This is a genomic window from Acinetobacter sp. YH12138, assembly GCF_015218525.1.
Classification (GTDB): Bacteria; Pseudomonadota; Gammaproteobacteria; order Pseudomonadales; family Moraxellaceae; genus Acinetobacter; species Acinetobacter amyesii.
The window spans coordinates 166,942-179,820 of record NZ_CP048671.1 but is presented as its reverse complement, the minus strand read 5'-3'; the positions used below and the strand labels follow the sequence as shown (position 1 = coordinate 179,820).

At 35.0% G+C, this 12,879-nt stretch carries 10 protein-coding genes and 2 pseudogenes; 4 read left to right on the top strand and 8 right to left on the bottom strand.

Going from position 1 to position 12,879, the window contains the following annotated elements:
- The first annotated feature begins 77 nt into the window (after window positions 1-77).
- A complete protein-coding gene (locus G0029_RS17030) occupies window positions 78-344 on the top strand; it encodes a DUF1778 domain-containing protein (RefSeq protein ID WP_026094019.1) in 267 nt (88 codons plus the stop codon).
- On the top strand, window positions 334-822 hold the full coding sequence (locus G0029_RS17025; protein ID WP_180109961.1) for a GNAT family N-acetyltransferase: 489 nt from the start codon (window positions 334-336) through the stop codon (window positions 820-822). The genes G0029_RS17030 and G0029_RS17025 overlap by 11 nt, the downstream gene beginning before the upstream one ends.
- Here the strand turns inward: G0029_RS17025 and G0029_RS18595 are convergent.
- From G0029_RS18595 to G0029_RS16995, 7 genes and pseudogenes are all read right to left on the bottom strand, one after another.
- Window positions 819-1,046: a hypothetical protein gene (locus G0029_RS18595; protein WP_373685880.1), complete on the bottom strand. Its 228-nt coding sequence runs from the start codon at window positions 1,044-1,046 to the stop codon at window positions 819-821. The genes G0029_RS17025 and G0029_RS18595 overlap by 4 nt on opposite strands.
- Window positions 988-1,321, bottom strand: a pseudogene (locus G0029_RS17020) (class I SAM-dependent methyltransferase); the annotation flags it as partial. The pseudogene G0029_RS17020 and the gene G0029_RS18595, both read right to left, overlap by 59 nt.
- Before the next feature lie 161 nt (window positions 1,322-1,482).
- A complete protein-coding gene (locus G0029_RS17015) occupies window positions 1,483-4,650 on the bottom strand; it encodes a site-specific integrase (RefSeq protein ID WP_180109960.1) in 3,168 nt (1,055 codons plus the stop codon).
- Window positions 4,647-6,992 (bottom strand): hypothetical protein, encoded by a 2,346-nt coding sequence (locus G0029_RS17010; protein ID WP_227591935.1) that lies wholly within the window; start codon window positions 6,990-6,992, stop codon window positions 4,647-4,649. Before G0029_RS17010 ends, G0029_RS17015 begins: the two co-directional genes overlap by 4 nt.
- A 4-nt stretch (window positions 6,993-6,996) precedes the next feature.
- Complete coding sequence (locus G0029_RS17005; RefSeq protein WP_019383657.1) at window positions 6,997-7,455, bottom strand: hypothetical protein; 459 nt, start codon at window positions 7,453-7,455, stop codon at window positions 6,997-6,999.
- A 138-nt stretch (window positions 7,456-7,593) separates the two neighbouring features.
- Window positions 7,594-7,770 carry a hypothetical protein gene (locus G0029_RS17000; protein ID WP_180109958.1) on the bottom strand — a complete coding sequence of 59 codons (177 nt, stop codon included), beginning with the start codon at window positions 7,768-7,770 and terminating at the stop codon, window positions 7,594-7,596.
- Window positions 7,770-8,066, bottom strand: a complete 297-nt coding sequence (locus tag G0029_RS16995) for a hypothetical protein (protein WP_180109957.1) — start codon at window positions 8,064-8,066, stop codon at window positions 7,770-7,772. Before G0029_RS16995 ends, G0029_RS17000 begins: the two co-directional genes overlap by 1 nt.
- 252 nt (window positions 8,067-8,318) lie before the next feature.
- On the opposite strand from G0029_RS16995, the pseudogene G0029_RS16990 reads away from it, so the two are divergent.
- Window positions 8,319-9,489: pseudogene (locus tag G0029_RS16990) on the top strand (IS3 family transposase).
- Window positions 9,490-9,970: 481 nt separating this feature from the next.
- Here G0029_RS16990 and G0029_RS16985 read toward each other — a convergent pair.
- The gene (locus G0029_RS16985) at window positions 9,971-11,149 is read right to left on the bottom strand and encodes a replication initiation protein (RefSeq protein ID WP_104442428.1); all 1,179 of its coding nucleotides are present in this window, start codon (window positions 11,147-11,149) and stop codon (window positions 9,971-9,973) included.
- 942 nt (window positions 11,150-12,091) lie between these two features.
- On the opposite strand from G0029_RS16985, the gene G0029_RS16980 reads away from it, so the two are divergent.
- Window positions 12,092-12,868 (top strand): ParA family protein, encoded by a 777-nt coding sequence (locus G0029_RS16980; RefSeq protein ID WP_130075507.1) that lies wholly within the window; start codon window positions 12,092-12,094, stop codon window positions 12,866-12,868.
- Window positions 12,869-12,879: the final 11 nt, after the last annotated feature.

Here is a 12,879-nt window from a genome sequence, read left to right as displayed (position 1 = left end):
GAGTATGTCAAGTCTTGATGCTACATCTTGATATGTTATAATTTGTACATCAAAATGATGTACTTATTGGTGAAGAAATGGCTAATTTAGCAACTGAACGAATTAATGTTCGTTCAACAGCAGATGCAAAGAATGTGATTGAGCAAGCTGCGAATTTATTAGGCCTCAGTGTAAGTTCTTTTATGCTGCAATCCTCCTTTGAACGAGCAAAAGACTTACTTAAATCTAACCATGAGTTGAAAGTAAATAATGCTGATCGTGATATGTTAATGAATTTGCTTGAAAATCCACGCCCTGCAAACGATGAAATGAAGAAATTAATGAGTTTATTAGATGAGAATTGAGATTTTACAAACTCATCACCAAAGAAAATCATTTAATTGTGGGCAAGATGACTTAAATAAGTTCATTAAACAATATGCGTCCCAACATCAGAAATCAGGGACAAGTAAAACGTATGTTGCTGTTGATCATGCTTCAAATGTGATAGGGTTTTACTGTCTATCTAGTACCTCTATTGGATTCGATTTAGTAGATACCGTACTCACCAAACGCTTACCTCGTTATCCACTCCCTTGTGTTGTTGTAGGTCGCTTTGCCGTTGATAAAGTGACTCAAGGGCAAGGAATTGGAAAAGTGCTTTTAGCACATGCTCTCAAACAAGTTTCAAAAGTTGCTCAAATTATTGGTGTAAATTTTGTTGTAATACATGCAAAAGATCAAAAAGCGATGGAATTTTATCAGCGTTTTGGCTTCATTTCTTTAACATCAAATCCATTAACATTAATATATCCAGTGAATGAAATGCCTAATTTTAATTAAAGTGGTCTACTAGGAATACAAGTAACTGGTAAACTATGAATGAGAATTGGTGACAGACCTATCCAATAATCTGCAAATTTTTCAAGATCTTGCTCTTCAACATGCTGATATGAAGATGAACTATTCATTAATGCAGCATGAATACGTTTTAAAACATCAGAGATGTCTATTATGAGCACAATGTAGTAAAGAGGCACATGCCCAAATACCATCATATGTTTCATATTCTGCTAGTCATAAAAACTTTGATAACGTACTTTCAACCCTGTAAGTTCAGTCGCTTTTTTTACAAGTTCTTCAGAATAGTCAATCGCATCTACGTAATAGCCCTTTTTTCTAAAAGCCAAAGTATCCCGACCTGAGCCACAACCTAAATCTAAAATGTAGGCATCATGTGCTAATTGCTCTAAAAAGGTTGGTATAGTGCTTCCATATCCACATTCAAGGTCGACTTTATAAATTGATCAGCCTGTTTATTGTAATAATCTATTGTTTTCATTCAGTTGGATACATCTCAGCCATGTATATATACGATATCAGAGTTCGCTTATCATTGAGAAACGATTTTAACCTACAACTTCAGCGACGATATCGCTCGTCCCTTTCTATATTGATTTATATTCAATACAGCTCGCCTTAGACACATTAAAACAATTCATTTTAAATGCTCAATTTTTCTTGCTGAATCGCATGTATCAACATAATAAACGCAATACAAAGTGTCGTATTTTTATTGTTTTCATTGATAAAGCTTAATTTCACTTCACGACTTTTTTGTGACTTATCCGGTGGATCATTATCAACTTTTAGCTGCGTATCCTCAGGGAGTAAATATTTCAGTCCCGTAATCAGATGTTGAATGGACCAATCGACACGTGGCCTATTTTGCTTATCAAAACGATATTGAAAATGAATAAAGTTTTTTCTCAGCTTTCCATGTTCAATTAAAATACTCAAGGCTTCTAAAACCTGATGTTGAACCCGCTTTGGCAGTGCTGAAATCTCTACGCATTGCTTTGCTTCAAAACCTTTCTTTAAGGCTTTTTCATATAAGGAGATGAGTTCATCTTCACTAAAATCCTCATTATTTTGAGGCTTTTTTACCGCCATCCACTTAGTAGCGAGCTTTTTACTGCGTAATACCCAATCATGGTCCTCATAGGCTCTATATTTAATGTAATCATGTATGATGGTAGATACAGATACATTTTTACTTATTTTAGGCTGAACAGGTTTAACTGAATCCACTTTTTTGAGTGCATATGTGGCATGATAAAAATCGAAATACTGGCCTTTTCGTATTATATGATTAAGATCCACAATTTCTGTGTTAGCACTTGTTAAGTCATTTTGAAGTATCAGTTTGATCGTGTCCCAATGAATTGTACAAGGCAAATGATAAATTCGATCTATCACCAACAAATCCAGCACATGTAGATAGTGAGATGCTGTTTGCTCTATGTTTGCATGCCCCATCCAGTCAGCTAGTAACCGCCACTTATGCTGTATGACAGCTTCATGCTGAATTGCAGTTTCTCCAAATAAATGCTGACGCATGACTTTACACCGGCTCCAAGTGTAATCCGTATAGGTCATGATCATCTCTTTTGAGCCTAACCAAGCGATTGCTAAATGATTCGCGGCACTATGTCTAAAGTTATGGAAAGTATAACCATGCCCTTCACCCAATATCTCATCAAAAATCACTTGGGTCATTTCACTAATATAAGCTTCACTTAAAATTTCGCCATCTTGGGCAAAAATCAATTTGTCCGCATGATTAGTTTTCGCTGGATTATGTGTAATACATTGTTTTAGATATTGCTGTACCAATGCCAACTCTTCATCGAGCATGACGGCGTTCAGATCAAGCTGACGCTTTGCGTTTTGGCTTTTGAGTTTCCGATAAACATTGTTACGTAAATTAAAACGGATCTGCACAGGTTTGGTCAGCGTATCATTACGCCAAATCAGTTCAGGACAAATGACCTCTGCCAATGTAAGTCCCCTAATTTCATTCAATCGCATCCCCAAACGAAATGCGAGTAAATACATGAGCTGTAGCTGAAAAAGATACGCTTGCTCTTTAGTTGTTTGACATTTTTCAATCTTTAAACTTAGTACCTGTTTAAGCTGATTGAACAATTTTGGGCTAATTAATTTGGCATGACAAAATTGTACACGATGATAATCATTGTATTGAAAGGTACCGACCTTAGGGACACGGTATTGTTTCATACAAAACTGATGAAATGCTTTAAGTCTGCCAAATGCATACTGTGCACGTCCGTGATTGGCCTTAGGATCAGTCTCACGTTTGGCTTGATCTCGATCATCAATACTATCTAAGATAGCGTCGTACAGTTCCTCACAATCTTCTTGATCCATGTTATCTATATCACCTGGGAACATATAGACATGGAATAAGTAATCTTTAGCGATACTACTTAAATACCGCTCGATACTATTGAGTTTCATCTTTTGAGACTTAAGATGAAAAATCCAACCCAGTAGCCTGAGCTGTGCTTCTATTAGATTTTTTTCATACAGGCCAACGTGAGGCTTCTTTTCTTCTAGTCGCTTCTGAATGCTTGTCCATCTGATCCATTTCACACGTTCACTTTTACGCTGCCGTTTCTGACGCTTATCAACTTCAGTCTGATCTTTTTCAAATAGCATCAATTCAAATGGAATTTCTTTGAGTTGCTGGTGAGCTGTAATTAAGTCTGGTACCGCCTTTTCTGTCTGTAGTGGTATATACCGCTCAATATGTGTTAACTGCGTCTGCAAGATGTTGTGATCTAACCATGCTCTCGCCTGATCAATAGGTGTTAACGACACCGTTTTGAGACGACCTCGCATAACCTCGCTTAAGCACATATCTAAGCCCGAATAAGAGTCAAGCTCAATGGCTAAGTTTGAATGATCAAAAGGTGTAAGTGAACGAAGCTCTGCTAACTGTTTATCATTACGGCGTAGTAGTTTTTTCAGACCTACGAACTGATGACTCAGATCAATTTCTTTAGGTAATTTCCCTAATACAGTAGAGATAGACTCCAAAACATATCGTGGCATCTGCTGATTCAAGGCTTGAGAGCCATGCTGTTTTATCCCTTGTATAAACAACTGTGCATAGGGATTAAGCCAAATATAACGCCACTGATACACCTGTCTATTTTCGATTTGATTACCATAAGCACGCTGTGGTACTCGATAATGCAGTGCGAGTGGTTGGATGATTGTTTTATATCCAGCATGATAAAGTTTAGTACAGATTTGGAGTTCATCTTTGACAATAGCGTTGACCAGGGTATTACCAATTGCTGTTAATTGACTTAGATCAGTACAGCCAGAGCAGTACATCAGACTTAAATAAAAATTCCCCCATAACCATGCCGGAGTAACTTCATCCTTGTATGGACAATTCCAATAGGATTTTAAGGCTATAGCAATATGATAATGTTTTTGTCCTTGCCGAAGATGTGATTCAGTACTACGAAGTTGTCTGGGTATAGGTTCTAGAAAAGTAGTTTTAGGCCATACTTTGATTGGATACGCATTCTTTGCTTGAGATAAATAGGTCTGACGCAAAGATAAAAAATATTTTTCAATAGCTTGAATATACGGTTTTTGAGCATCTTTCCGAGTAAATTTCTTCTGCTCTAAAAAACAAATAAATTCATCATAAAACTCGTACCACAAGCTATTTAGTGTGTTATCTAATAATTCAGGTCGGTCTCTTAAACTCTTAATCTGACTTTTCATTTCGGCAAATACAGAATCAACCTGAACCTGAATTTTTTGAATCAATGACTCATCTATACTCATGATAAGCCCTCAGATTGAAGTACTGAAATGTATGACAGATGCTCAATCTGCAATTGCTTAATCATGCGATCAATATTTTGGGTAAATTGATTGATATATTGTGGTAAAGATGCAGATGAATAGCGATAAAAGAGCTCCTGATTACGCTGATCATGCCCATAAACTGCTTGTATGACATTAAAAGCCAAACCTTGCTTCATCAACATATTCATATCAAAGTGTCGTAGCCAGTTATTATATAAACTGCTGAGTTGATGACCTTCAATATAGTCATTAATCCAACTTCGGTTAAGCGCAGCAATCTTAATTTTCTTACTTGCCCATTCCTCAGCAGTGGTCGGTAACGATTTCGGGTAATGGATCACTTGGCCAAACAAATCTTGCAATGTAATCTTTTTCCCAAACACAAATCGGAGGAGCTCTTCATACTGCTGAGTGACCGTATTTAAAAATTGCGTATAACGTTTAAAAGCTTGGATAAAAAATGCTGGGAGCGGTATATAGCGACCATCTTTTCGTGATTGACTGTTTTGCTTATCATCTACATACAACAACTTTAGTTTTAAATCGTAGTCACTATACTTCCCTAATAAGTTTTCCCGAGGACGGCGTGTTAGACACAATAAGCTGATATGCCACATCCAAGCACTATAGGCATTAATTCGCTCAATTATATGTTGATGTATCTGTATTTTATCAACGCAAATGGCATGTAATCGTGTAAAAAATTGACCAACATAATTTTGATTGAGTGCTAATTGGCTACCAAAACGTGATATAGACGCAGGTTCATGTTTAACAAACTGCTCTTTAAGCATTTCAATTTCTGTTTTCGTTTCTTCAACACTGAGTGTCTCTAAGTAGATCAAATAATGCTGATTCAATTCCGATGCGCTCACACCATTGTAGAAACTACTCGGTAGCTCATGGGTGCTATCTTTGCCCGATAGCACATGGGCAATATATTCATTAAAAGTACGGTGAAAAATATAGAAATACAGCTGGGCTTGGAGTTTCTCAACAGTAATTGAACCTAGCCCCTGATTCTGAGTCCATTTTTTGAGTCTTTGATTGATCTCTTGTACTGTAAGTACCTGTTGTGATCCATTCAAAATAAGATATTCAAACCAACTGCTTGATACATGGAGATCATGCGTCACTGTTTTATTCAGTTGGTGAATCTTTAAAGTTTCAACTTTTTGTTTTGTAATATCTAAATGTAATCTGAGTCGATACTCCGGCTTTTTAGAACTACCACCTTTAATAAGCACTCCCTCATCAATCAGTTGTTTATATTGAAGCAAATGCCTTGGTGATAAACCCGTCGCTAAACTCAATAAGCATGCTGCTGCAATCGCTGAATCTTGAGTAGGAGCATTATATAACTCACCCTTCAAAATATAGATAAGATGTTGAATCACATCTTTGCTCATGTAATTTGTGTTGGTTACAAACGGTTGTAGACGTCTTTGACGATGCCTCATCAAATGTTCACTATGATTGTTCAATACTGTATTAAAACGAGCTGTAGATTTAGATGTTGTATGTACAGCAATCCCCTCATCTATAAATTCAACATCTCCATCATCAGCATAAAAGATCTCCTGTCGAGCTTGAATATATGCTGGATATCCTTTAATAAGCTGTCTTTGTTCTCTCTTCTTTTGGAAACTTCTTAATTTTTTCTTTGTCGGCCAATCTGAAATTTTTATTTTTTTACGACGCGAGCGTTTTACAATCCTCCCTTGTTTTAATCGTTTAAAGATAATTTTTAAGTCATTTATATAATTTAGCACCTTAGTTTGAGTGAACTCGGGCAAATTTTGATTTATTTTATTCTTAAGGAAACTCTCCCAGTCACTCGTCACCTTGTCCTGTTCGAGTTCTAACATATATTCTATAAAGTATTCTAAGAGCCTTTGACTCTCGTCTTTTAAAGAACTTCCTTCACTTTGTTGTAGAATTGATTTTGCAATATATCGAAATAAATCAAAAATTTCTTTTTGTTTAGCTTGGGAATCTGGGATAACGGCTAATTTTATATAAAGCGCTTCAACAAAATAACTCGTTCTCAAAATGAGGTATGACCATCCAGCATGGTCTAATACATCACCCGAAGCAAAAAAGCTTAAGGCCGCAACTCGATATTCTTCACCCAGTTTACGCGCTTTAATTATCTCGTGAAAAACCTTATGCGCAGTTTTTCCAAAATCACTAAAAGTCTGCTTATCACTTTCATCTAAATCATCAAATACAGCATGCGAAATAAACTTTGTTCTGTACTCTTGGTATTGTGTTAAAAAGAGATCTTGTCTCCGTTCTCTCTTTTTTTGAACTTCCATTCGTTCACTCTTGCTCTGCATTGATTAAAGTTGAAGTCTCGATCATACCAAGCTGCTTCTTAGAACATTTCTCCATGACTTTTTGTCTCGTTTCATCGTTACGTATGTCAAAAAATTGAAGTAGTAATGGTGTAGTGAGTTCCTTACGTGTATTAAAAATTTCTAATGCCATTTTTGAATCGATATATTTTTCCATATCGCAAATAAGCTGAATCTGCGGAATATATTGGACATTTGCACGTACTGCTCTATCTGTTTTCAAAAGTTCTAAAATACGATGCCAGAGTTTTACATAAATTTTTTTAAAATTATTCTGCTTACTCTTGTTGTTGCCTGGCCTGATTTTTTCTAGTTGTTTCAGCTTAGCTTTGATGTATTCCAAGTCTTCTGTTTTGGTTGATAAGGGTAGAACAAATTGATAAAAAAATACGAGAGTATTTTTTATCGTTTGATCAAAACTCATGACAAAATTAGCTCAAAATATTAATACAAATAGTTATAACACTTTTTTTATTTTTTATTTCACAAATCAAAATAAATTTAGTAAGCATTTGTAATAAAATATCTTTTTAAATTTTATTCTTCCAATTTTTTATAGTTTTTAGTTATTCTCTGCTAAGATAGCATAAGAGTATACCCTTCTTTCTTCTATTGAATCACCAACACCTGTAGGATTTACTTTAAAAGTTTCAATAGTGTTCAGAGTTTCCGCCTTTAAAGTTTCGTACATTTGAGGTGTCAGAAATTGTTGTCTTCGTTCAAATTGTTGTAAAGTCATTATCTTCGATTACCTAAATTACTTCGATTAGAACCTGTTAAACCACCTTCATTATCAACAACTTTACTTATATCAGAGTCTCCCCAAATACGAGTAGGTTGGTGTGTAGTATGTAAGGCATCATTTGGAACTTTTTTTGCTCCATATTCAATCAATACATATGCGTGGCTAACTACTTGCGGAATACTAAAAAAAACTACCAGCCTAAAATATCCATGAAGCATTATTTGTGAAAAAACTGACTGCTTTTGTGAAACAGCTTTGAGAAGCCTACTTCTGATCCAGTTATGACTCATTTGTGTAACATAACCATCAGTGTTTCGGCCGCGTTCTCCACTAATATCTTTTATGCCACCTCCTGAGTTTAAACTAGTAGTTGATCCACCACCTCGGTTTCTACGCCCAGTACCCCCAAAGGTAGCTGCCTGTTGTTTATCTGCACCATTTTTATCTTTAGAATCGCCTAGAAGCTCTTTTGATCCTAGCCAAAATAATGGACAGTACTTCCCTCTAAAGATAACGTAACGTTAACTTTGGAGATACAAGAAATGGGCAAACGTTTTAGTCCTGAATTTAAACAGCAAGCAATTGATTATGCACTTTCAAACTCACACGAGTCAGTAGCTGCAATCTCCCAGAAATTAGGTGTGGGTTATTCAACATTAGATAAACGGATTCGTGAAACCAATCCGGCAGGTTCAAGCAAACGTCAACTTTCACCAGAACTACAGCGGATCCTAGAATTAGAGAAAGAAGTCAAACAGCTCAGGGAAGCCAATGACATCTTAAAAAAAGCGCATGTGTACTTTCTGACAGATCATGCCAAGAAAAGTACACGGTAATTCAAGATCTGGATGTGAATAAAGTCACTGTATCTTCTGCCTGTAAATGCCTGGGTGTCAGCACTTCAGGCTATTATGCCTGGCGAAAACGCCAGGCCAATCCAGCGCAGAAATATAATGATTTAAAAGCCGTATATTGGCAGCATCATGCACGATTGGGTGCACCTTCATTGGTACATGACATGCATGATTTAGGTTACAGCATGAGCGAACGAACCGTTGGAAGAATGCTTAAAAAGCTTGGTTTACGTCGCAGGATTGCACGTAAATACAAGCATACGACAGATTCAAAACATCGTTTGCCTACAGCGCCTAACTTGTTGGATCGTCAATTTACGGTCAATGAACCCAATAAGATCTGGACAACGGATATTACCTATATCCGTACTAAGCAAGGTTGGCTGTATTTATGTGTGATGCTGGATCTATTCAGCCGTCGTATTGTCGGTTGGCAAACCAGCTATCGAATAGACCGTCAATTGGTGTGTGATGCGTTTCATTATGCAATGGCTCGTCAGGGGTATCCAATGGGTGTCATGGTACATTCACTTGGAAGCAGTGCTTCTCAGGCTCACAGTACTGTAGTCGTGATTTTAGGGCGCTATTATTAACTAATAACTGTATTCAAAGTATGTCACGCAGGGGGAACTGTTGGGATAATGCAGTGACCGAAAGCTTTCATACATTGAAAGGTCATGTGGTCCATGGCAGTGTGTTTGCCACTCGAAAAGAAGCGAATACTGTCTTGTTTGACTATATTGAGATTTATTACAATCGGATCAGAAGACATTCTGCAAACGGCTGGTTAAGCCCAGAAGCCTTTGAACAGAAATATTTCAAGAATTTAGAGGGATTTTTTGTCCACGATACTGTCTAGGATCACTCCAAGAAATGTAACGTTTAGAAAATCCTTCACGTAACAATGTAGAAATCTGATATCTTTCTTCTTGGGTAAGATGAGTATAGTCCATGATACAACTTTGACTTTGGTCGGTCGGAAGCAAAATGCTAGCTTATCTTGCTTCTTTACAATAATTTAATCTCTGTTGCACTTCATTTGAGAATCTAAGATTTATAAATTAATTCTTTAGAAAAATGGTGATTTAAATAGAATTCCTTCAACATATTAACTACTAGATCGCCATTTTTCATCTTAAATTTAATATTCAATCATATCGATGATAAAATCCACTTTATCTAATTTCAATATTTATTTCAAAAAATACTCTTATCACCTTTAACCTACAGATCGTTTATGAATTAGATCAACATGTCGTAAAATTGTTTTTCTAATTAAAGTTATAAGTGGTTTCTTGAACTAAGAATAGCCGATAAAAGTGTAGCAAGTTGCTACACTCCTAGATAATATCCTTTCCGAAAATTTCATTTAGACGATCCTTGATGTCTTCCACAAATTTACTATCAGTTTTCAATTTATTTTTCATTTTTCTCTTAAAGTCACTTAAGCTCATTCCAACTTCAGCAAAATCCATTTGAAATAATGAATCATTGATAACAACGTTTGCTTGAGAGTCTGTGAGGCAACCTACAGTCTTAAACCACTTTTCAAGCTGTAAATAATTAGCATCATCATTAAAAATATACCATGAACGTACAGTGGTATCGAATTTTGCACCTAGATCTTTTACCTCAGCATTATCTTCAAATGGAACATCTAAGTAGATCTTTAATTTTTCGGCCTTTTTATTTTCAATTACAGGCTTTTCAAAACCACGATGATGTAGTTTAAATTTTACGCCTACAATAGGGCGTCCTTTTTTAATTGTTTCATATTCTAACTGTAGATCAGTGTTTTCATTAATTTCAGCTACAATTTTATCTAATACATAACGTCGAAAATCGACCCAACGGTCATATTTAGTTTCATTTATATCAATTAGAGCTTTGAGATTCTCTAATAATAATGGAACTTCGTAGATTTCTTGAGTCTTAAATTTGAATTCGTTTTTTATGAAATAGGTATAAAGACTCATACTTGCAACTGAATCTAGAGCAAATAAATGTTTTAGTTGGTATGTAGTAAAATTACCACCAGCTAATTGAGTAAAGTAAGGTAATACTTCACTGGTAAATCTGATTTGAAGTGCATTCTTTGAATCATCTTCCCATCTTAACTCACGGATAATAGGGACAACCGAGTGAACTCTTTTAGTCTTTTTCTTTATATCATCTACAGGTTCTTCAATTACAAAGTGCGCCACACGGGATGAAAGTTCTTTGTAAATTCGATCAATGGCTACATTAATTGAATTTCGCTTACTTAATCCCAGTAATTCAGCTAAATCATCTTTATACAGATAAATGTATGTTTGTTCACTAATCTCTTTATCGATATGATTCTTCTCACCGTAATTGGCAACAGCCATCGCATATAAAAGTGCTTTATATTCATTCGCTGACAATTCAATAGGTCGTATCAAACGATTGCTAGTACTTACAACCCCATTGTGACGAATATTACCTATGCAGTACGGGATTGAATCCAGCTCTTCTTTGTTATGGCTTAGTTCTGACATAAAGTGTATTAACTATTTTAAGTGTGCTTAACTTGATTATGCATGTTATATAAAAAAGTGGAAAAAGATTCAACACTTTCACCTAAAAAACCTAAGGTGGAATACTTGTCACCAAATTTAGGTAAAAATCAATTAAAGTGGAAATATATTTTTAAATTCCACCCCAAGATGACAAATACTCCACTTTTAGATGTTTTTGATTCTTTATAGAAATACGGATTGATGAATAAATACCCATAATGGATTTTAAATAATCAATTAACCTATTTCGATATGACAAGTTTTCCACCTTTAAAAACGCAGATCACTGAAAAAAAATATCGAGTTTAGTCATAAGAACAAAATTTCTGCATTCTAGGGTGAGTGCGTGAAATTCTTTCCACTCTTAGATCAATGAATATATCAAAAAATGGTGTAGTAAAAAAAAGCCTTGCAACTTTATCCACAATATTATTTTTGTAAGTGATTTTTTTTCCACTCTTGCACTTAAATTCACTAACTTATCAACATTATAAGTAATTGTTTTATATATATTTTAAATGATAATACATATATTTTATAATTAACAGTGAAAAACATTCCACCATAGTGACAAATACTCCACTTTTAAGTGACAAATATTCCACTTTACAGTGACAGATATTCCACTTTTAAGTGATCATCTTTCCACTTATAGAGGACAACTCTTCCACTTTAAGGTGACAAACCCTCCACCTTAAAGCTGATATGCTATTGTTTTTAAATGAAAAATATCAACTTAATTATTAATTTACTTAATTATTAATTACTATTAATTATTAAATAAGCTAGCTATATAAAACTTTAAATTTAAAATTGCTTTAGCGTTATACAAATGACTGTTTTAAATTTAAAAGGTGTAGTAACTTAGCCCAAAGTTATTTATATTAATAGTAATTGTAAATATAGAATGATTTGACAAGTATGTCTGCAAAAATTATTGCTGTTGCGAATCACAAGGGTGGTTGTGGTAAAACAACAACAGTTGTTCATTTAGCCTCTGAGCTAGCAAACTTAGGAAAAAAAGTGCTTGTAATCGATTTAGATCCTCAAGCAAATGCTAGCTTGCATATTGGTTTAAAACATCCAAGTGAAATTGGAGTAACAACCGCTGAGTTATTAGTAGGTGATGTCTCATTACTTACTGACGCTTTAGAAGAAGATACTAATTTTGATAATGTTTCACTAATTTATGGTTCTCTCAATTTAGGAAAAACTGAGGACCAATTAAAAGAAGATGCGCCAAGACCATCAGAAGAACTCACTACAAAATTAGAACTATTAAAAGATCTTTATGATTTTATTTTAATTGACTGCCCTCCAAGTTTAAAACTATTGACGAGTAATGCTTTAGCATCTTCAACACATGTAATTATCCCGATTGAATCTGGCTCACAATATGGTTTATATGGTGTTACAGACTTACTTAATCATTTAGAAAAAATAAAGCGAATCAATCCGGAGCTACAATTATTAGGTGCACTACTTATTAAGCACGATGAGAGACAAAATGTTTGTAAACTCATTCGTGATGAAGCATTTAAGCAAGTGGGCTATATTATGGAAACGACTATTCCACAAAGTACAAAAGTAAATCAAGCCGCAATTATGCAGCAGTCTTTACTTAAGCTAGACAAAAGTGGAAAGGTCCGAAAGGCTTTTGAAAGTTTAGCTAAAGAAGTTTTGGCTAAAGTTAACTGATTGAGAATTTT